The following is a 22,878-nucleotide window of genomic DNA, read 5'->3' on the forward strand; positions in this document are numbered from 1 at the left end:
TGAACAGGTCATGACTGAGCCAGCAAAAAACAGCAACCGCGGCCTGCAATCAGCGATCAGTGCAGCCTTGATTATGGCAATTGGTATGGGTTTCGGGCGCTTTGCGTTTACTGCGGTCTACCCGCATATGATTGATGAAGGCATCATTAATCTACAGCATGCCAGTTTGGCTGCTTCTGCAAACTATGCGGGCTATCTGTTGGGTGCTTTATTTGCGATCAAGATGAAATCCCAGCAGAGTTATCTCGGTAGTATTATTGCCACTGTAGGTACGGTATTTTGTCTGATCCTACTTAGTTGTATTAATACCATTGGCCTGATCATCTTGACTCGTGGTTTGGCTGGGATTTTTAGTGCTTTCGCCATGGTATCTGCTTCATTATGGCTGCTTGAACAGCAGAAACAAACACAACAACCCCCTATCTTGTATGCAGGCGTTGGTCTCGGGATTGCGCTCTCTGCCGAGCTTTTGGTTTTCGGTACGCATCTCAGTTGGCACAGCAAAATGCTTTGGTTATCACTCGGTCTATCCAGTCTGGTCCTTGGTTGCATTGCAATGTTTGGTTTATCGCAAGCTCAGCCAAATGCTGTTTCAACTCATGAGATATCAAGCACAAATCGCAAAGCTCCCCATGCCTACGCCCTGATTCTGATTTATGCCTTGGCAGGTTTTGGCTACATCATTACCGCAACCTATTTACCTTTATTTGTGAAACAGGCCTTACCGAATATTGATGCGGCACAGATCTGGGCAATCTTTGGTTTAGGTGCGATTCCTTCGTGTTTTTTCTGGCATCGTATCCACCGCAGCTTCGGCACACAAATCGCCTTATCCTCTAATTTAGGATTACAGGCTTTTGGTGTTGTATTGCCGATCATCCTACCAACCGCTTTGGGTTATCTGTCGAGTGCATTACTCGTGGGTGGAACCTTTATGGGAACGGTGACCATTGCCATGCCTGTGGCACAGCATATCGCTCGCCAAGCACAAAATAATTTAATTGCCTTGATGACTGTCGTGTATGGAATAGGTCAGATCATCGGTCCAATCGTAGCGAATGCCCTATTCTCGATCTATCATACGCTTAATAGCTCACTAATTAGCGCAGCTATGGCATTATTGATTGCAACAGTGATTAGTCTGAAATCAGCTGAGACGATCCATTAACCAGAAATAGATTGTTTAAAAACCTTCATCTGCTTGTATTGTTGCAGTTCATCTAATGAGTTAATACTATGACAAAACAGGCCTTGCTTTTGAAATGCCACCACCTGTGCATCCAATTGTTTAAAACAATCTCGCAAACTCAGTTTATTCTCAGCAATCGCTTGCTCCAACACAGATAAACTTTCTCGCTTAAGTAAACAAAATGGATATAAGGCATCTCCATTGATATTGACATAAGTCACTTGCGCCAGCGGTTGCTTTTGTAAAGCACGATGCAGTTTGTGTATAACCTGATTGGGAATATAAGTCACATCACAGGGAATAAATAAAGCATAGTCAGCTTGCAGATGTGACCAAGCACTTTTCATCCCCATCAACGGACCAAGGAAACCATTTTGATCATCTGCATAACATCGAATATCAGGTTCAATCTGTTTATATATCGAGTTATCACGGTGGCTATTCACCCAAATGTGTTTAACCTGAGTCTTAAAACTTTCACAAATTTTTGACAGCTGAATCTGATCATCAAACTGTTGTAGCAGTTTATTAGTACCGTTCATACGGCGCGCTTGCCCTCCCGCCAAGATCACTAGATCTGTAGCGGGATATTCTGTATTCATGCTTCTGCCTCCAATTGACAAGTTTTAATCAGACCACGAATCTCAGGTAAACAAGAACCACAATTTCCACCCGCTTTTAAACATGCTGTAACTTGTTTTTCATGGGTGATATTTTGCGTTTTGATGGCTTCAATAATTTTATTCTTACCCACTTTAAAACAACTACAAACCAATGGTCCATCGTTATTTGCCGCAGACATCGGCATTCCCGCCAGCAAAGCTTTACGATGCAAGGCACTTAATCGTTCACGTTTAAATAGACTCGCCACCCAATCCCGATTTGGCAATAAATCGACAGGTGCAATATATAAACTGGCAATCAGGATACCATCTTTTAAAATCACACTATGGCTGAGCTGCGATGAAATATCCTCCAGACTTAACCATTCATAGGTTTCATCTACAAAAGGCAGGAAGCTTTTCAAATTCTTTTGGGTCTCATCAATACTATGACGATCAGCAATTTCATAACGCATCGCTTTCGCTGTTTTGATCTTGGTCCACCACGCACAACGTTGTAAAGATGCTTTAATCTGATGTTCAAAGCCTTCACGGACATAGAGTACCCCTTGCCAAGTGGTATGGAATGGCTGAATGACCACAGGGGTATGTTTAAACTCAGGCTCACCTGAAATCGCATCCACCACAGGATTCACCACTTTACCAATCCGCGCATCAGAAGCGACTTGCTCAGTCCAGTGAATCGGGGCAAAGATTTGGCCACGACGCACACCTTGTGCCAGTGTCACCCGCAATACACAACGGCCCCATTGGGAGCGGACTTCCACTAAAGCTTTATCACGGATACCAAATTTTAATGCATCATTCGGATGAATCTCACAAAATGGTTCAGCGCGATGCGTGGTGAGGTTTGCCGATAAACCTGTACGGGTCATGGTGTGCCATTGATCACGGATACGTCCCGTATTCAACACCAATGGATAATCTTCGGAGATGGCATGCACTGGATCAATGGCAACAGTAGGAATCAGTTTGGCCTTTTTGTTTTTATGACTAAAACTACCACGATCAAACAATTGCTCCACGGCGATGCTTTGCCCTTTCTCCCAAACTGGCCATTGGGTTGGGCGTAAATGGTTATATTCATCCAGACTTAAATTCATTAAGCCTTTTAAATTGAAATAACGGAAGTTTTCGACCTGATCACGTTGGTCAACACTGGCATTTTGATAGGCTGATAAAGCCGCGTGTTCATTAAAAATGTCACAGGCATTGCTAAACTCAAAACCTGTAAAACCCAGTTTTTTCGCAACCTCTGCCACCGCCCACCAATCCGCTTTGGCTTGCTTTGGCGGATTTAAAAAGGCACGTTGCCGTGAAATACGGCGTTCAGAATTGGTGACCGTACCATCTTTCTCACCCCAACCTAATGCAGGCAACAACACATCTGCATAGGCTGTGGTATCGGTATCTGCACAAATATCAGAGACCACCACAAACTCACATTTTTCCAAAGCACGTTTGACTTGGTCTGCATCGGGTAAGCTCACCACAGGATTGGTTGCCATAATCCAGATCGCCTTGATTTTGCCGCTTTCTACCGCCTGGAACAAATCAACTGCTTTTAAGCCTGATTGCTTGGCAATCACAGGACTGTTCCAAAAACTTTGGACTAAATTTTGATGTGAAGGATTGTCCAAATCCAGATGCGCTGCCAACATATTGGCCAATCCACCTACCTCACGACCGCCCATTGCATTAGGTTGACCCGTCATTGAAAATGGCGCTGCACCTAATTTACCAATTTTTCCAGTGAGTAAATGACAGTTGATAATGCTATTAGCTTTATTTACACCTTGAGAGGATTGATTAACGCCCATTGAAAATAGCGTAATCACTTTCTCCGTCTTGGCAAACTTATCAAAAAACAGCTGTAATTTTTCTGCGGATATTCCTGTCCGTTTGACTAAAGCATTAAAATCTTGTTCACTTTCACTCGCAGCTAAAAGTGCCGCTAGACCTTCGGTATAAGTCTCAACAAAATGCTGGTCGATATAATCATGATGGTAAAGATGCTGAAACAGACCATTAAATAGAGCCACATCCTGACCGGGTAAAATTGGCAAGTGTAAATCTGCTTGCTCGCAGGTACTGGTAAAACGAGGATCGACCACCACCACAAATAAATCTGGATTCTGACTCTTAGCCTGCATGATGCGTTGATACAGTACGGGATGACACCATGCCGTATTAGAGCCAACCAGAACCACCATGTCAGTATGTTCAAAGTCTTCATAACTGGCAGGTACGATATCTTCACCGAAGGCACGTTTATGCGCTGCAACTGCAGACGACATACATAGACGTGAATTGGTATCAATATTGGCAGTGCCCAAATAGCCTTTCACAAACTTATTCACCACATAATAGTCTTCAGTCAGCAACTGTCCTGAGACATAAAATGCAACGCTGTCTGCTCCATACTGATCAATACATGCTTGAAACTGATTTGCAATTTTTTCAATTGCTTGATCCCAAGTGGTGGCTTGACGATGGTTTTTACGGCCAAACATCGGATGCAAAACACGAGTTTCCAAACCTAGCGTATCAGCTAAGTTGCTGCCCTTAATGCAGAGTCGTCCGAAGTTTGAAGGATGCTCTAGATCTCCTGCAACTTGTACTGTCGTCCCATGCGTTTTATGTTGGACACTGACATCCACGCCACACCCCACGCCACAATAGGGACATGTTGTTTTTGTAATAATTGTTTCTGCTTGATCGGAGCGACTGTGTTCTAGATTTTGAATACTGTTCATGACTGCCCCTTTTACCTAGTTAATCCGCTGAACTTTACACTCAACTAAAAAATCATTCTGAGTTCTTCTCCAGTTTCAGCTTATGGATAAACTTTCTAAAACTAGATTTTTCTCATCACACACTATCGTGACAGGCGGCATGGATGCCGCCTTGTTGAGCTGCGGTAGCAAGGATGTACCGTCAGCTTAACAAAGGATTTTTGTTACTTTTCATCCTTGAAAAGTAAGGCAATGCCTTTACAAAAATTATCGGCTCATACATCACATATGCGGCAATGCCATTCATCCTTTACCTATTCTTCTCGAATGGGTAAGCTTTCACCCTGCCTTTTTCATTGCAAAATCCTTACCAAATAACAGCTTATTTCTAAAAGTAGAAACAGGCGTTTGATCTGCAATCAACTCGGCATACCACATCCCATCTTCCGTATCACCAAACAGAACCGCACCAATCACTTTATCTTTCTGGATAATGATACGTTTGTAAATCTGACGTTTATCATCATTGAGGATGATGTCTTCATAATCTTCTTTCGGTTCAAAGTTCCCAGCAGAGAACACATCGACACCGCTGACTTTTAACTGCGTTGGTACCGTCGGTGATTTAAAGGTTAAGCTGCCATGTTCAGCCAAATGCGTTGCACAGATAAAAGCTTGTCCCCAAAGTGGCTCAACCAAACCAAAGGTTTGATTACGATGTTCGATGCATTCACCCACAGCATAAATACTTGGATCAAAAGTTTGCATGGTGTCATTGACCAAAATACCTCGGTTACAACGCAGTCCAGCACTTTGAGCCAAGGCAATATTCGGGCGAATCCCGACCGCAAAAATCACTAAATCCGCATCCAGTACCGTTCCATCTTTAAGGCGGACTTGACTGACATGACCATCCTCACCGATCAAAGCTTCGGTATTCGCCTCAGTAATGATATTGATCCCTTTTTGCTCAATACTATGACGCAACATACGGCTGGCACGCCCATCCAACTGACGCTCCATAATTCGATCCATCAGGTGTAGAACCGTGACATTCATGCCACGTTGTTTCAGTCCATAGGCCGCTTCCAGACCCAGTAAACCACCACCAATCACCACCGCATTCTTTTTGGTTTCGCAATATTTGATCATGGTATTGACATCATAAATATCACGGAAGCTAATCACGCCTTTTAGATCTACACCTTGCACAGGTGGAACAAATGGTAATGAACCAGTGGCAATAATCAAACGATCATAATCAACACTTTCGCCTTTCTCGGTATGAACAACTTTGCGAGTACGATCAATCTTGATTGCAGGATCATCCGCAATAAATTGAATCCCTTTGTCGCTGTACCACGCATGTGGATGCAACATGATGTCATCAATGGTTTTTTCACCTGAAAGTACTGGCGACAACATAATACGGTTGTAATTGCCCCAAGGCTCCTCACCAATCACGGTTACATCATAACGATCCGGTGCCATATCCAATAAATCTTCTAGGCAACGCATCCCCGCCAAACCATTGCCAATTAACACCAGTTTCAGCTTTTCTTGAGCAGCCCCATTGTTGGTAATATAGGTTTTTTGCGGAACAGACCCGACCCACACCCGACCATTTTCAATTTTGGTTGGAAAAACCAAGAGCTTTTGATCTTTATCTTCCAGACAACGCCCCGTCGCTAAACTAAAATGTTGTTTATAAATCGGCGATGCAATCACGCGTTCACCTTGTAAATCGCCAATGATGCCGCGACACATCACATTGGCTTGGCTAAATGGATCTTTATTGCTAAGCGCATAAATCCGCTTTTCGTGACCAACACGAAACAGTGCAACGGATTGACCTTCGATCAGTGCGCCCACACCCGTATTTGGTGTGATGTCATCCAACGCACACACCTCGACCCATTGATTTTCTGGCAGCATATCGATGTTCTTTAAACTGGTCATTTGAGTTCTCCTTATGCTTCAACCATTGGGATACGATCGACTGAGCGTTCAGCGTCATTCAAAGGGCGAATCTGATCGCGCACTTGGGTAAATTGAATATGTGGGTCAGCTTGCTGTTCTGCACTGGCATTGATATAGGTTTGGAAACGTTTACGAATCTCAGGATCTTCAACCGCAGTACGCCATTCATCTTGATAAGTCCCAATCACATGACTCATACGACTTTCGAGTTCTTCGGCAAGTCCTAGCGAATCATCGACAATCACTGATTTGAGATAATCCAAACCGCCTTCCATATTGTCACGCCATACGCTGGTACGTTGTAAACGATCTGCAGTTTGGATATAGAACATAAAGAAACGGTCGATATAACGAATCAAGGTTTCGGTATCAAGGTCAGAAGCCAATAACTCTGCATGACGTGGTTTCATGCCACCATTACCACAGACATACATGTTCCAACCTTTCTCTGTTGCAATCACCCCGACATCTTTACCTTGCGCTTCGGCGCATTCACGGGTACAACCTGAAACCGCCATTTTCAATTTATGTGGCGAACGTAGGCCCTTATAGCGGTTCTCAAGTTCAATCGCCAAGCCCACAGAATCATCCACCCCGTAACGGCACCATGTACTACCGACACAGGATTTCACGGTACGTAATGATTTACCGTAAGCATGACCTGATTCAAAACCCGCTGCATTGAGTTCTTCCCAGATAAACGGGAGTTGATGAATTTGCGCACCAAATAAGTCGACACGTTGTCCACCGGTAATTTTGGTATACAGATTATATTTTTTGGCAATTTGACCTACGGCGATTAAGCCATCTGGAGTGACTTCACCACCTGCCATACGCGGAACAACCGAGTAAGAACCATCTTTTTGAATATTACCCAAGTAGTAGTCGTTACTGTCTTGTAGGCCCGCATGGCTGGGTTCAAGTACAAAATCATTCCAGCACGATGCCAAAATATTGGCCGCCATTGGCTTACAAATATCACAGCCTAGACCATGACCATGTTGATGAATCAAATCATCAAAGGTCTTGATTTCATTGACACGAACCAAGTGATAAATTTCTTGGCGTGAGTACGGGAAGTGCTCACACACATGGTTATTGACTGTTACGCCTTGCCGTTGTAGCTCAGACTTCAACACTTGCGTGACTAAAGGTGCACAACCACCACAGGCTGTCGCCGCTTTGGTACATTTTTTCAAAGCACCAAGTGAGGTTGAACCGTCACAAATTGCTTGGCAAATATCGGCTTTGGACACGTTATTACAAGAACAAATGGTTGCGCTATCTGGCAATAAATCGACACCACTACCGCCTGCTTTGGCACCTGAATCGGCAAAACCTGGCATGATCAAACTTTCAGGTGTTTCTGGTAGTGCCAGACCATTTAGCATCATTTGTAGTAGGTCATTATATTCTTTGGCATCACCGACCAAGACCGCACCAAGCAACTTGGTTTTATCTGCATCGACCACGATCTTTTTATAAACCAAGCTATCTTCATCAGCATAAAAATAGCTGAGTGAGTTTGGCGTCATGCCATGCGCATCACCGACGGATGCCACATCAACCCCCATCAACTTCAACTTGGTGCTCATATCTGCACCTGCGAAACAATGGGTTTCTTCGGCTAAGATATGTTTTGCGGCAATACGTGCCATGTCATAGCCGGGTGCGACTAAGCCATAAATTTTATTATCCCACAGCGCACATTCACCAATCGCATAGATATGCTCATCTGAGGTTTGACAATAATCATTGATTTTAATCCCGCCACGCTCACCCAACGCTAAACCACTCAAGCGCGCTAATTCATCACGTGGGCGAATTCCCGCTGAGAATAAAATGATATCTGTTTCCAGCTCACTGCCATCCGCAAACTTCATGATGTGCGTTGTGCTATCACCGGCTTCAATACATTGCGTGGCTTTTTGGGTATGGACTTTTACCCCAAGATTTTCAATTTTACGGCGTAATACCTTGCCACCTAGATCATCAATTTGTACCGCCATTAAACGCGGTGCAAACTCCACCACATGCGTTTCCAGATTTAAATCTCGCAATGCTTTGGCAGCTTCCAGACCTAATAAACCACCACCAATCACCACACCTGTTTTGGCATTTAAGCTCGCAGCACGAATGGCATCTAAGTCTTCAATGGTACGATAGACAAAACAGTTTTCACGATCATTGCCTGAAATTGGTGGAACAAAGGCATATGAACCTGTTGCTAAGACCAATTTGTCATAATGAATGACATCGCCTAAATTGGTAGTCACCGTTTGCTCAGCTGCATTAATTTCTACCGCTTTGGTATTGAGTCTTAAATCAATACCGTGCGCGTCTGCAAAATCAAAGCGAGCCAGTGATAAATCTTTGGCTGTTTTACCAGAGAAGTATTCAGTCAAATGTACGCGGTCATAGGCAATACGTGGTTCTTCTGCAAGGATGGTAATTTCTAATTCATCATCAGCTTTCTCCAAGATGGCTTCGATGAATTTATGCCCCACCATACCGTGACCAATCATCACTAATTTCATTGTGTTTCTCCTCAAATCGAATCTTTGATTAAGCTGCGCTGCTTTGTTCTGAGCTACGTTCCAACATGGCTTGTTCAAACAGCTGTTGTTCTTTTTGTTTATGCTCTACCGAGAATCGGATCAGCATCACCGAGCTTGCAGCAATCACTACCAAGCCACCTAAAACCATTAAACAAGTTTGAAAATCGACCATTCCTTTCAGCAAGAATCCTGCTGCGACTGCCCCGACATTGCCACCTGCACCAATAATGCCTGCCACACCACCGAGTGCTTCACGATCAATAAATGGAACCAATGCATAAGTCGCACCACATGCCATATGGGTAAACAGTGCGAAGATGGTCATACTGAGGATTGCAAGAACTGCACTATTCATATGCGCGAATAGCATCAGGAACAGTCCTTCACCCAAGATCAACAGAAACAAGATTTTGGTACGACCATCTAGACCTTTTTTCAGCGCGACTTTGTCTGAAACAATCCCACCAAGGGCACGGGCAAACAGTGCCAGCAAACCAAAAACCCCAGCAGCCAGTCCTGCTTCTTTTAAGCCAAAGTTGAAGTGTTCGACGTAATACATCGCAATGATGTTGTGCATGAAGATTTCAATACCAAAACATGCCGCATAAGAGCAGAATAGAATCCAGACCCGATAGTTGCGTGCTGCATGCATTAGGATTGCCAAGCCCCCTTTTTTATCGCTTCCCACCACAACACCTTGCGCACGAAGTTCTTTAAAATCGCCTTGTGGGCAATCTTGAGTCAGCTTCCAATAAAGCACACCCACGATCAGCATCATCACACCCGGTACAAGCAATGCAATTCTCCAACCCATGGCTTGTTCTACACCGAACATCACCAAGGCAGACAACAGTAAAGGCATCAAGGCTTGTGTCGCACCACCACCTGCATTCCCCCAGCCCGCTGATGCGGCATTTGCAGTGCCTACAACATTTGGTGCAAACATAATGCTGGTATGGTATTGAGTAATGACAAAGCTGGCGCCAATTGCACCAATCAATAAACGGAAGAATAGGAAGGATTCATAACTATTTGCTGCAGCAACACCAAATACAGGAATGCTGCCCAACAATAACAATGCAGTATACGTTTTACGCGGACCATACTTATCACACAGTGGACCAACGATTAATCGAACCACAATCGTGATTGCAACAGCAGCAATATTAATATTGGCGATCTGATCTTTGGTGAGATGGAACTCGCCTGCAATCACTGGCATTAATGGTGCACAAGCAAACCAAGCAAAGAAACAAACGAAGAAAGCAAGCCAACTCATGTGGAATGCCCGCATCGCTGGTGCGGAAAAGTTGAATAACTTAATTGACGTGGCTTTTTTCGCCGATAAATCTAAAGACATTGCCATCTCCCATACTGAACGTATCATGTGTTGCTCATACAGCACGCTGTATCAACAAACCGATCAGATCGGACATCGTTGGCCGTCTTACAATTTTGCAAGTCATCTTTGACTCAAGGAATAGTTAGCAAATGCTGTGCCAAGTTCTAACCACAATCACACCAACATAACATTAGTTATTGTTTTATATTAATTTTATTCATTTACTCTTTATTTTTAATGAATACCAATTCGGTTGAAGAGAACAAGTTCAGTACAACGACCTGTTTTAAAGCACAATTCGCACTGCTTCAAAACAATTCTTTTTACGCACTTAAAAAGTGCAGTTTTATTCTGGAGGATATAAGTCAAATTTTTCATTTCTTCTACTTGGTCACAGCGATACAATAAAGCGCATAAACAATACGCCCCATGGAGCGATTGCACCGAATAAGAAATCAAAATAGCTTCACTGGCACTATTTTTGCTTCAAAAACAATACGCACAGTACTTTAATCTCTGTGCATAACCCCACCGTTTGACCTATATACTTATGCCGAAACTCAAGATCGCACTTATTGATGACGACCAGGCTCGGGCTGAATACATAAAAACCTGTTTGATTGAACATGACTTTGATGTAGTGGCTTGTTTTACCCTCGATCATCTCAATATTTTTAAACTCGAACATCTTCAAGCCGATGTCATTCTGCTTGATATGGATCACCCACATCGCGATGTGATCGAAAGTTGTGTCAGCAACTTTGATCTGCCTACCGTCTTATTTACCAAGAACACCGATAAAGACACTATCAAACAAGCCATTGATGCAGGGATTACCGCCTATATCGTCGATGGTATAGACCCAAGCCGCTTACACACCATTTTAGATATTTCGATTGAGCAGTATAAAAAGCATAAAAAACTGGAATGTGACCTGAAAGATGCCAAGACCAAACTTGCAGATCGTAAAGATGTCGAAAAGGCCAAAGTGTTGCTCATGCAACTGCATGGCTTAACTGAAGACACCGCGTTTCAATTACTCAGAAAAAATGCCATGAGCCACCGCATGACTATTGGAGAAATGGCACGCCGTTTACTCGATGCCCAACAACTTTTAAATAATCAACTAAAGGATGAATAGATGAGCCATTTAGTCGAATTAGCAAAAGTAGAAAAAACCGAATTACAACTGGGCTATATTCCCTTACTTGATTGTGTCGCATTACTCTGGGCAAAGCAGCGTGGTTTTTTTGAAGAAGTCGGTTTAAATGTCAATTTAGTCAAGGAAGCTTCTTGGGCCAGTTTACGTGATCGTTTAGCTTTTGGCTTACTCGATGCTGCACATTGCCTGTCTGCCATGTTGCCAGCAGCAGCGGTCGGAACTGATCAAATTGGGATTCCACTACAAACCTCTCTCGTGCTGAGTGAAAACCGAGCCTTTATCAGCTTAAGCCAGAAGCTCTGTTATGCACTGAATATTCAGAAGCAAGACAACGCAGAGAGCTCCGCACAGAAACTGACGGATTATATCCGCCAAGATCAAAACGTCTCTTTGGCACATGTATTCCAACACTCGATTCATCACTACTGCTTAAGAGAATGGCTCGCTTTGGCTGACCCTCAACTAGCGCAAACCATTCAAATGAAAACCTTACCGCCACCTTATATGGTTGAAGCGATCAGTAATCATTTAATAGATGGGTTTTGTGTCGGTGAACCTTGGAATACTCAAGCTGAGTTACAAGGTCTAAGCCAAATTGTCTGTTCAAGTCAGCACATTATCCCGAATGTTGCCGACAAAGTCTTAGCAGTCACGCAAGAATGGGCGCAACAACATCCACACACTTTGATTGCCTTAACCAGTGCCATTCTCAAAGCGCAACAAGAGTTGCGACAACTAGATGATTTCAGCCCTGTATGGCAACTTCTGATTGAATTTGATGTGATTCAATTCCATTGCTCGCCAGACGTTCATGTTGAAAAGTACTTTACCATCCAGAATATCATTCGTAACTTTGTACAAAACAGTGCTGAGCCAAAAGCCCAAGACTTTGAATGGCTATTTCAACAAATGCATAAGTGGAATGCTGTAGAACTTGAACGAGACACTTATATGACTCAAGCTCAGAATTGCCTACTGCTTGAAACCTATAAAGCTGCTGCGAATCCCACATAAAACCAAGGACAAAAAAAAGCTGTCTTGATATTTAAAGACAGCTTTTGAAAGACCCAAAAGGGATTACACCAATCACAAGTAATCCCTTAAGTAGTCACTATCATATTGAAAGCAGAGATATCTTTTTCGGACATTTTTATGTCATTAACTGCCATCTAGAATGCGAATTTTTATCATTTCTGCCAACTGATTAAGCGACAACAGTGTTCAATCTCTAATCATCTTGCATTGCAGTCATCAAGCGCTTCACAATGTCACGCAATCAACAAGTAGCATCAGAAAAGGTTCAATATTCATATTTTAGCAACTACAGGTTTACTATCCTCATAAATAATAATTTAAACACATAAAAACAATATGTTAGTATAAAACCTTCATCCTATTGGATCACATAAAAATACACTTTACCCAATTCTTTTCTAAGGATTTAAGTCGCACTAAGATACCAAAATATAAATAGCTTGACTGCTGAGTTACACAAATCCCATGAACGAAATGAGGTAATTCAGTTTAGAATGTTTAAAAATAAAATTACGCTAAATTTTGTCATATTTTAACATTGCCAATTCCTTGCAAAGTTTTCATTATATGCACCATGCTTGGCATGCAAATTTCTTCATCGATTAAAACAAATTATAAAAAAATTGCAGAATTTTGTGCCATAATAAGCAAACTTTGCAGACATCTTGCAAAAAACTTTTGCAGATTTAGAAATTGGAGCAGGCTGAATGAGCTCAACCATTTTGGTAATTCATGGACCGAATTTGAACTTGCTAGGAAAACGCGAACCAGAGGTATATGGTTATCTCACGCTAGATGATGTTAACCAGCAACTCATCGCTCAAGCCCAACATGCATCACTCACACTAGATACTTTTCAAAGCAACTGGGAAGGTGCGATTGTCGATCGTATCCATCAAGCACAAAACGAGGGTGTGAAATTTATCATTATCAACCCTGCAGCCTTGACCCATACCTCAGTTGCTTTACGCGATGCCTTACTTGGTGTTGCCATCCCATTTATTGAGGTTCATTTGTCAAATGTTCACGCCCGTGAATCATTCCGTCATCACTCATATTTATCAGATAAAGCCATTGGCGTAATTTGTGGCTTAGGTGCAAAGGGTTATTCCTTTGCTCTCGATTACGCTATCGAAAAAATTCAATCTTCTAACTAATTTAGACTTTTTAGGAATGCTCACTCATGGATATCCGTAAAATCAAGAAGCTCATCGACTTGATGATTGAATCTGACTTACAAGCGATTGAAGTTAAGGAAGGCGACCAATCCATCTCATTAACTCGCCCTACTCCTGTTTATGCCGCGGCTGCTGTAGCTGCAGCTCCAACGGTTGCTGCTCCAGCACCAGCAGCAAAAACACCACGTGGTGCAGTTGAATCATCACCTATGGTTGGTGTGTTCTATGCAGCACCAAGTCCAGGTGAAGCACCATTTGTAAATGTAGGTCAAACAGTATCTGCGGGTGAAACATTAGGGATCATTGAAGCAATGAAAATCATGAACCCAATTGAAGCAACAAAAAGCGGCGTAATTGAAGAAATTCTAGTGAAAAATGGTGAAGTGATCCAATTCGGTCAACCACTTTTCCGCTACCGTGCTTAATCAGTTTGGGGATTCCTATGTTGCAAAAAGTATTAATTGCAAACCGTGGCGAAATCGCTTTACGAATTACTCGGGCTTGTAAAACTCTTGGCATTAAAACAGTTGGTATCTATTCAGATGCCGATAAAGATTTAATGCACTTACGCTTCGTTGATGAAGCAGTGTGTATCGGACCGGGTGCAAGTAGTGAAAGCTATTTAAATATTCCTGCAATTATTACTGCTGCAGAAATCACAGGCGCGGATGCAATCCATCCTGGTTATGGTTTTTTATCCGAGAATGCGGAATTTGCTGAAATCGTTGAAAGTTCTGGCTTTATTTTCATTGGCCCTCGCCCTGAACATATTCGTCTTATGGGGAATAAAGTATCAGCGATTATTGCCATGAAAAAGTCAGGTGTACCAACGGTACCTGGCTGTGATCATGCCGTAACCATTAACAATGCACTCGCGGAAGCAAAAGAAATCGGCTTCCCATTGATCGTGAAAGCGGCTTCTGGTGGCGGCGGTCGTGGTATGCGTATCGTAGAACGTGTCGACACGCTACTTGAATCGGTTCAAGCGGCGCAACGCGATGCAGAGATGTGGTTCGGTGACGATACGGTTTATATGGAACGTTTCTTACAGAAACCTCGCCATGTCGAAGTACAGGTTCTTGGTGATGGTAATGGTCATGCGATTCACCTCTATGATCGCGACTGTTCTTTACAACGTCGTCATCAAAAAGTATTAGAAGAAGCACCGGCACCAAACCTACCTGAACAAGCACGTGCTGATATTTTAGAAGCCTGTGTGAATGCATGTAAGTTGATGCAGTATCGTGGTGCAGGTACATTTGAATTTTTATTTGAAGATGGCGAATTCTTCTTCATCGAAATGAATACTCGCGTGCAAGTTGAACATCCTGTCACTGAAATGGTGACTGGGGTTGATATCATTGAACAGCAACTTCGTATTGCAGCTGGTTTAGGTCTTGAACTTGAACAAGAGCAAATCGAAGTTAAAGGTCATGCGATTGAATGCCGTATCAATGCTGAAGATCCAACTACTTTCTTGCCTTCTCCAGGTAAAATTGAAAGTTTCTATGCGCCAGGTGGTGCTGGTATCCGTTTGGATTCACACATCTATCAGGGCTACAACATCCCGCCTTACTATGACTCAATGATTGCAAAATTGATTTCTCATGGTAAAGACCGTGAAACATCATTAGCTCGCATGCGCCAAGCATTAGATGAAATGATTTTGACAGGAATTAAAACCAATATTCCTTTGCATAAAGATTTGATCTTACAAGACAAAAATTTCTGTGAACAGGCAATGGATATTCATTATCTTGAAAAACATTTGCTAAAACAGCTTGAACCAAAAGCTGAAAAAGCCTAAATAAAAAAGCCTCTTACTCAAGAGGCTTTTTTATTTCTAACTCAATCTTAATTCTTAGGGTAAAACACGACGCAAGGTCGCAAAACACTTATCGCCTTTTTCACTGGCACAAAAATCGATAGTTGAATCATTGGCCCATTTTACAAAGTACTGCGAAACTTCACCCGTTTGATCTTGCTTTTGACCTGAACAGTCCATTTCATTATTGTCATATTTGATTTGCAGAACTAATGCGGGCAAGCGCTCTTTATGATCTTCTGATGGCTGATAATCATATAAGCCATACGACCATTCTTGACCACTTTTAATCACCACATCACTTACACCACGGAAGTTATAGTATTCGACACACTTCTTATTGTTTGGAATTTCCATTCCCCACAGCCCCATAATCTCAGGGCGAGTTGTGACCCGAATCGCATTGGCTTTAGCTATTTGTTGAGGGGTTACTGCTGCTTTGTCATTTACGACCGTCTCTGCCATAGTCCATGTTGAGCAAGCCCATAATAATCCAATAATATAAATATTTTTCATAGATTTAATTAAGTCGTCATCTTAACGGTGCATAGGCTTAAATTAGCATATTTTTTGATAAAAGCATGCATTCATAACCATATAAACACAATATTTTTACCATGTAATTTAATTGCTTGTTTTGACACTTTTTCAGGTATGCTATTTTTCAAATTGTATTTAACTTTTTACTTTATAAAGATTTTCGCTTTAGGGATAAAAGCCATGAAATTTTCAGAATACGTACAGTACGATGGTTTAGGGTTAGCCGAGTTAGTCAAAAACAAAGAAGTTCAGCCGTCAGAGCTGCTCGAAATCGCATTAGAACGAAGCAATCAAGTCAATCCGAAACTGAATGCCATCATTATCCCAATGTATGAACAAGCCAAACAACGCGCTCAACACGCTTTATCAGGTCCATTCTCAGGTGTTCCATTTTTAGTCAAAGATCTATTTCAAGAATACCAAAGTGTGCCAACGTCTTATGGCAGTCAAGCATTAAAAAAAATCAATTACACACCAGACTTTAATGCAGAAATTGTCAATCGCTGGGAACAAACTGGTATTGTCACTTTTGGACGAACGAATACGCCTGAATTTGGTATTAAAGGGATTACTGAGCCTGATGCTTGGGGAGCATGCCATAATCCTTGGAATTTAAAGCATAACAGCGGTGGCTCTTCAGGCGGTTCTGCTTCAGCAGTTGCAGGCGGCTTAGTCCCTATTGCGGGTGCGGGTGATGGCGGTGGATCAATTCGTATCCCTGCTTCGTATTGCGGTCTATTTGGACTTAAACCCAGTCGTGGACGTACGCCATGGGGACCACAATTTAGCGAAGCCATGCACGGCGCTGCCATGCAGCATGTGCTCAGCAAAACCGTTCGAGATAGTGCAGCCATGCTTGATGCAGTGCAAGGTCCTGAACAAACCTCACTATTTCGTATTGAAGCACCGAAACAAAACTACTTAGATATCATTCAACAAAGTCCAAAAAAACTTCGTATCGCATTTAATACCCAATCACCGATTGGTACCAAAATCTCTAAAGATGCAATCCAAGCTGTGCAAAAAACTGCGAAGCTATTGGAATCATTGGGTCATATTGTGGTTGAAGACCGACCTAAAATAGATGGTCTCGAACTGGCAAAAGATTTTGTCACCACATGGTTCAGTCAGTTCTCCTATATGCAGGCACAAATCAAACAAATGGCGGGTGCAAAAAATCGTGATTTCGAACTCGATTCAATTACTTTGGCTGCCTTTGGAGCGAAGACCACGGCGACAGAATATATTCATACGCTTAATAATTGGGGACTGTACAGCACCCAGATGAATATTTTCTTTGAAAAATATGACTTATACCTCACGCCAACCACGGCCTCAGTCGCGCCTAAAAATGGTGAGGTTGCCACACCTGCTTGGCAGAAGCCAATCCTAAAAGGCTTGCTAAAACTAGGAAAAGCCCACTACTTGGCACAAGGTAAGTTGGTAGAGAAAATGGTACAGGACAATTTGAGTTGGGTACCTTTTACCCAGCTCGCCAATGTAACCGGTTTACCTGCCATGTCAGTCCCTTTGTATTGGAATAAACACGGTATGCCACTCGGTAGCCAGTTTATCGCACCTTTTGGATGTGAAGACCGCTTGTTGCAACTTGCCGCTCAACTGGAACAAGCACAACCATGGTTGCCGCAATATAAACACATCCAAATCTAGTCTAAGTTTTGGCTGCTGTTTCCACTTGATTCGGCAGCCATAGCACCAGTAATAAACCAAACAAGACCACCACACTGGCACAGAAGAAAATGGTCGCACCTGAAAATATTTGCCAATAGTGCCCAGCCAATAAACTTCCAGATGCTACCCCTAAGCCCCACATGGTGCTATACAATGCCTGTCCTCGGCCTTGCTGCTCTGGTGTAAAGTTTTGGAAAATCACTTTCATGGCAATCAGATGGAACAGGCCAAAACTAAAGGCATGTAAACACTGAGTAAGTAACTGTCCAATATAATTGTTTTCTAAAACACCGACCAAGAACCAGCGTAAACTGGTTAAAAGCAGGCAAATCACTACCAATGTTCGCCATGAAAAGCGAGTGAAGAAGAGCTTTTGTGCAATAGCAAACATAATGATTTCAGCAATCACCCCCATCGCCCATAAGCTGCCAATTTGTGTGGTGCTAAAGCCAATTTCTTTTAGATAGTTACTATAAAAGCTATAAAACGGCGCCAATGAAAACAGCAAAATAAATTCAATACTAAAAAATGCAGCAACGATGGGCCGTTTTAAAATCGGGAGTAGCGGTTCAAGCGTTTTCTGAGAGCTTGGTGCATGTTCAGGCTCTTTAATACTAAATGACCAAAGAAAAGCCAGAAATGAAACAGAGAGCAATAAAATAGGCAGCATTGAGATTGGAATAACCTCCAATAAAGCCCCAATTACAAATACACCGACAATAAAACCGACTGAACCCCATTTACGCACTTTGCCATAGAGTTCCGCACGTTTTTCACCTAACCAGAATAAAGTCACGCCCTCAAACTGCGCCAAGATGGCATTTTGGAAGAAACTGAAAATCAACATCAGTAACGCCACTGATTGGAAACTATTCGGGATTACGAAGATGGCAAACCAGATACAGGTTTCCATCCAGGTCGCAATACGTACCAAAAGCATTCGCTTTCCTGATTTATCAGCAATCCAGCCCCAAATTAATGGTGCAAAAAAACGGGTAATAATCGCAATTGAAGAAAGAATGCCGATCTCTTGGTAATTGAACCCCTGATCTTGTAGATACAGGTTCCAATACGGCATGAACGTTCCGACTATGGCATAGTAGAACAGGTAGAAACCACCCAATCGTGTTTGGATACTTAATGATTGAAGCAATTCAAATGCCTTTTTTAAAGTGTCAAATAAGAATAAATAGAGAAAATAAACTCGATTGATATAAGCGAATTTTAGCTCATTTCACCAAACAATTCGCCAAATATCCGCATGAATATCAAAGCGGATATGTAAAAAAAGGGCTGAAAATTCAGCCCTTTTTTTACATATCCGCTTTGAAAGTTAAACATCCGTATTTAAAGCCACACTCGGCTGAGCATTTCTTAATTTTCGCTGTTTCAAATAATAGGCTAGCATTAAACACAGAATCCATGCGGGAATCATCATGACTGCGATCCGCATATCCGCAGTCATTGACATCACCACGAGAATACCCAACATAAAGATCATGCACAGATAATTACTAAATGGATAAGCAATACTTGGGAACTTGGTAGTGACACCCTGTGCTTGCATGGCCTTACGGAACTTTAAATGCGTCCATGAAATCACCACCCAGTTAATCACAATCGCTGCAACCACCAGCATCATTAACAAACCAAATGCTTTCGCAGGGAATGCATAGTTCAACAACACACACAGTACCGTAACGAATGCAGATACATAAACCGCATTGGTTGGAATACCACGTTTGTTGATTTTCTGAAGGAACTTAGGTGCATTACCTTGTTGAGCCAAGCCCAATAACATACGGCTACTGCAATAGCTGGTTCCGTTATAAACAGATACAGCCGCAGTTAAGATCACAAAGTTCAACATTGTTGCAACGCCTTGGCTATCCAATGATGCGAAGACCATCACGAATGGGCTACCACCTTGCGCCATTTGGTTCCAAGGGAACAGTGCGAATAAGATGAAAAGCGTTGCAATATAGAAAATCAAAATACGATAGATAATTTGATTCACTGCTTTCGGCAAGGTTTTATCAGGATCACGTGCTTCTGCCGCAGTGATACCAAATAACTCAATTCCACCAAAGGCGAAAATGATCACTGCCATGGCCATGACCAGACCTTCTACACCAAATGGAAAGAATCCACCCAATGCCCAAAGATTACTGATACCAGCTTGTGGCCCTGCTGTTCCTGTTGCAAGTAAATACGAACCAAAACCAATCATGGCCAAGATTGCTAAAATTTTGATGATAGAGAACCAAAACTCCATTTCACCAAAAAACTTGACATGCAAAAGGTTGATACCGTTAATTAAGATAAAAAAGGCCAATGCCGAAACCCATGTCGGGATTTCAGGCCACCAATATTGAATATATAACCCAATCGCCGTGAGCTCAGCCATACAGACCAGCACATTGAGTACCCAATAGTTCCAACCTGACATGAAACCTGCAAATGAGCCCCAGTATTTATAAGCAAAATGGCTAAATGAACCACTGACTGGCTCTTGTACCACCATTTCACCTAACTGTCGCATCATTAAAAATGCAATGAGCCCTGCAATCGCATAACCCAGAATGACCGATGGGCCAGCCAGCTTAATCGATTGTGAGATACCTAGAAACAAACCTGTGCCAATCGCACCACCTAGCGCAATAAGCTGGATATGCCGATTGCTTAAACCTGGGTTCAGGTTTCCTTGCTCCTGTTTTGACATATGATTATTCTCATCCGTGTCGCGTAATTTTTCTGTCTAAAATTACGTATATCATAAGTTAATCACAAATGCCTATATCTAACCCGAAAAATAATTAATTCACTTTTCGAATAACCGCGCATATAAACAGAAAATTCAACAAATAACAAATATTATGAATAATGTAATTAAATTATGTATTGCGTAATTAATTATTTTCAGTATGATAGAAATTAAGACACAGGGATTTTTGCTCTAAGCAAACTAGAATTGACCGATAAAAACCTATACATCATTTTATCTTTCAATCGCTTAATCAAAACACTCCCTAAATAACCAGATTAGACCGACAGAATTAAAGACAAGGAAAGCGAATCATGGCACATCATTTAACTTCTTTTCTTGAGATTGATGCCCAATCAGATTTCACAATACATAATTTGCCATACGGCATTTTCAGCGAGACAGCACAAGGTGAAAAACGCGTTGGCGTTGCAATTGGTGAATGGGTGCTTGACCTTGCCGCATTAGAGCAAAAAGGCTTATTACAGCTCACAACAGTAAACTGCTTTAATCAGCCAACATTGAATAAATTTATTGAAACAGGCAAACACAATTGGCATACGGTTCGCAGCACTGTGCAAAGCTTATTGTCTGCGGAAAATCCGACCTTACGTGATGATGCAGATTTACGTCAGCAAGTCTTGTTTAAACAAGAAGATGTGGTTTTACATTTACCGATTCATGTACCTGGCTATACCGACTTCTATTCATCGAAAGAACATGCCACCAATGTCGGTACCATGTTTAGAGACCCTAAAAATGCGCTATTGCCGAACTGGAGCGAATTGCCTGTCGGCTATAACGGTCGTGCCAGTTCTGTGATTGTCAGCGGTAAAGACATTGTGCGCCCTTCAGGACAAATCAAATTACCGAATGAAGAACGTCCTATGTTCTCGGCAACCCGTAAACTCGACTTTGAATTAGAAACTGCTTTTGTCGTGGGTAAAGCAACTGAATTGGGCGAGCCGATTGCCATTGAAAATGCATGGGAACATATCTTCGGTATGGTGTTGCTGAATGATTGGTCAGCACGTGATATTCAACAATGGGAATATGTCCCTTTAGGTCCTTTCAATGCCAAAACCTTTGCCAGTGCCATCTCACCGTGGGTGGTGACCATGGAAGCGCTTGAACCATTTAAAGTCAAAGGTCCGGAGCAACAACCAAAACCATTAGGCTATCTACAAGAAAACACCGCAAACAGCTATGATATTCAGCTTAGTGTTGAAGTTCAAACCCCTCAATCTTCACAGTCTAATGTGATTTGCCAAACCAACTTCAAATATATGTATTGGTCAATGGCACAGCAACTGACCCATCACACTATTGCAGGCTGTAATGTCCAAGTCGGCGATTTAATGGGTTCAGGCACAATTTCAGGCCCAACTGAAGATTCTTATGGCAGCTTACTGGAACTGACGTGGAATACCACCAAACCGCTCAACCTTTGCAACGGCGAAAAGCGTGGCTTCTTGGAAGATGGTGACCGTGTTGTGATGAAAGGCTACTGTGAAAAAGATGGAATCCGCGTGGGCTTTGGCGAAGTTGCCAATACCATTTTACCAGCACGTCACTTTCGTTTTAATCAACAAAAGGACGAGCGTTATGAAACTGTATAGTTACTTTCGTAGCTCTGCGGCTTATCGGGTACGTATCGCGCTTAACCTAAAAGCATTGCCCTATGAAACTGAAGCAGTGCATCTCGTTAAAAATGAGCAGCAACTGGCAAGTTATCGTGCCCTCAATCCAAGTCAGTTGGTGCCGACACTACTTGACCAAGATCAGGTCTTTACCCAGTCGCTCAGCATTTTGGAATATCTGGAAGAACGTTATCCAGCCAAAGCGCTGTTACCCAAAGATCTGATTGAACGTGCCAAAGTTCGTGCCTTTGCACAAAGCATTGCCTGTGATATTCATCCGATCAATAACCTGAGAGTGTTGAAGTATCTACAAAACGATCTTGCGATCAGTAATGAGCAAAAAACGCTGTGGTACAGACATTGGATTTTAGAAGGCTTTCACAGCTTAGAAATGCAATTACAGCATTCCAATGGGCAATTCTGCTTTGGCTCACAGCCAACTTTTGCAGACTGCTGCTTGATTCCTCAAGTCTACAACGCCAAGCGCTTTAAAATTGATTTAAGTGCTTTTCCCAAGATTGAGTCGATCTACCAACATTGTTTAACCCTTCCCGCATTCTTGAATGCGACCCCAGAACAACAACCAGATTGGGAATAGAGATAAAAGGAGTTTTA

17 protein-coding genes are annotated in these 22,878 nt (G+C 42.3%); 9 read left to right on the top strand and 8 right to left on the bottom strand.

Translation table 11 applies throughout. The features are described from left to right. Window positions 1-10: 10 nt before the first annotated feature. On the top strand, window positions 11-1,168 hold the full coding sequence (locus WA352_RS13950; RefSeq protein ID WP_033133033.1) for a YbfB/YjiJ family MFS transporter: 1,158 nt from the start codon (window positions 11-13) through the stop codon (window positions 1,166-1,168). Here WA352_RS13950 and mobA read toward each other — a convergent pair. The 5 genes from mobA to WA352_RS13975 all read right to left on the bottom strand — a co-directional run bounded on the left by mobA (window position 1,165) and on the right by WA352_RS13975 (window position 10,445). Next, window positions 1,165-1,791 carry a molybdenum cofactor guanylyltransferase gene (gene mobA, locus WA352_RS13955; protein WP_033133032.1) on the bottom strand — a complete coding sequence of 209 codons (627 nt, stop codon included), beginning with the start codon at window positions 1,789-1,791 and terminating at the stop codon, window positions 1,165-1,167. The genes WA352_RS13950 and mobA overlap by 4 nt on opposite strands. Next, complete coding sequence (locus WA352_RS13960; protein ID WP_033133031.1) at window positions 1,788-4,568, bottom strand: nitrate reductase; 2,781 nt, start codon at window positions 4,566-4,568, stop codon at window positions 1,788-1,790. The genes mobA and WA352_RS13960 overlap by 4 nt, the downstream gene beginning before the upstream one ends. A 318-nt stretch (window positions 4,569-4,886) precedes the next feature. Beyond that, complete coding sequence (nirD, locus tag WA352_RS13965) at window positions 4,887-6,506, bottom strand: nitrite reductase small subunit NirD (protein ID WP_033133030.1); 1,620 nt, start codon at window positions 6,504-6,506, stop codon at window positions 4,887-4,889. A gap of 11 nt (window positions 6,507-6,517) precedes the next feature. Beyond that, on the bottom strand, window positions 6,518-9,064 hold the full coding sequence (gene nirB / locus WA352_RS13970; protein ID WP_033133029.1) for a nitrite reductase large subunit NirB: 2,547 nt from the start codon (window positions 9,062-9,064) through the stop codon (window positions 6,518-6,520). Between the two features lie 28 nt (window positions 9,065-9,092). Next, a complete protein-coding gene (locus WA352_RS13975; protein WP_033133109.1) occupies window positions 9,093-10,445 on the bottom strand; it encodes an MFS transporter in 1,353 nt (450 codons plus the stop codon). Window positions 10,446-10,977: 532 nt separating this feature from the next. Here WA352_RS13975 and WA352_RS13980 point away from each other — a divergent pair. The 5 genes from WA352_RS13980 (at window position 10,978) to accC (ending at window position 15,609) form a co-directional block, all read left to right on the top strand. Next, window positions 10,978-11,568 carry an ANTAR domain-containing response regulator gene (locus WA352_RS13980; RefSeq protein WP_005189070.1) on the top strand — a complete coding sequence of 197 codons (591 nt, stop codon included), beginning with the start codon at window positions 10,978-10,980 and terminating at the stop codon, window positions 11,566-11,568. Next, entirely contained in the window at window positions 11,569-12,603 is a 1,035-nt protein-coding gene (locus WA352_RS13985) for an ABC transporter substrate-binding protein (RefSeq protein ID WP_033133028.1), read from the top strand. It abuts the gene before it with no gap. Between the two features lie 728 nt (window positions 12,604-13,331). Next, on the top strand, window positions 13,332-13,781 hold the full coding sequence (gene aroQ, locus WA352_RS13990) for a type II 3-dehydroquinate dehydratase (RefSeq protein ID WP_005315896.1): 450 nt from the start codon (window positions 13,332-13,334) through the stop codon (window positions 13,779-13,781). A 26-nt stretch (window positions 13,782-13,807) separates the two neighbouring features. Next, window positions 13,808-14,227: an acetyl-CoA carboxylase biotin carboxyl carrier protein gene (accB, locus tag WA352_RS13995; RefSeq protein WP_004807532.1), complete on the top strand. Its 420-nt coding sequence runs from the start codon at window positions 13,808-13,810 to the stop codon at window positions 14,225-14,227. A gap of 17 nt (window positions 14,228-14,244) precedes the next feature. After that, a complete protein-coding gene (gene accC, locus WA352_RS14000) occupies window positions 14,245-15,609 on the top strand; it encodes an acetyl-CoA carboxylase biotin carboxylase subunit (protein ID WP_004807534.1) in 1,365 nt (454 codons plus the stop codon). A gap of 54 nt (window positions 15,610-15,663) precedes the next feature. Here accC and WA352_RS14005 read toward each other — a convergent pair whose 3' ends face one another. Further along, entirely contained in the window at window positions 15,664-16,143 is a 480-nt protein-coding gene (locus WA352_RS14005) for a hypothetical protein (protein ID WP_336142956.1), read from the bottom strand. Between the two features lie 204 nt (window positions 16,144-16,347). Between WA352_RS14005 and WA352_RS14010 the strand changes: the two genes are divergently transcribed. Further along, complete coding sequence (locus WA352_RS14010) at window positions 16,348-17,838, top strand: amidase (RefSeq protein ID WP_033133027.1); 1,491 nt, start codon at window positions 16,348-16,350, stop codon at window positions 17,836-17,838. A gap of 1 nt (window position 17,839) precedes the next feature. Here the strand turns inward: WA352_RS14010 and WA352_RS14015 are convergent, their stop codons facing one another. Next, complete coding sequence (locus WA352_RS14015) at window positions 17,840-19,012, bottom strand: MFS transporter (protein WP_081406939.1); 1,173 nt, start codon at window positions 19,010-19,012, stop codon at window positions 17,840-17,842. Window positions 19,013-19,192: 180 nt separating this feature from the next. Beyond that, window positions 19,193-20,581: an amino acid permease gene (locus tag WA352_RS14020; protein WP_033133025.1), complete on the bottom strand. Its 1,389-nt coding sequence runs from the start codon at window positions 20,579-20,581 to the stop codon at window positions 19,193-19,195. Between the two features lie 356 nt (window positions 20,582-20,937). Between WA352_RS14020 and fahA the strand changes: the two genes are divergently transcribed. Next, window positions 20,938-22,242, top strand: coding sequence for a fumarylacetoacetase (fahA, locus tag WA352_RS14025; protein WP_033133024.1), 1,305 nt, complete (start codon window positions 20,938-20,940; stop codon window positions 22,240-22,242). After that, the gene (maiA, locus tag WA352_RS14030; RefSeq protein WP_033133023.1) at window positions 22,229-22,861 is read left to right on the top strand and encodes a maleylacetoacetate isomerase; all 633 of its coding nucleotides are present in this window, start codon (window positions 22,229-22,231) and stop codon (window positions 22,859-22,861) included. The genes fahA and maiA overlap by 14 nt, the downstream gene beginning before the upstream one ends. Window positions 22,862-22,878: the final 17 nt, after the last annotated feature.

Origin of the sequence: Acinetobacter sp. 102 (assembly GCF_037028485.1) — a bacterium.
In the GTDB taxonomy this organism is placed as follows: domain Bacteria; phylum Pseudomonadota; class Gammaproteobacteria; order Pseudomonadales; family Moraxellaceae; genus Acinetobacter; species Acinetobacter higginsii.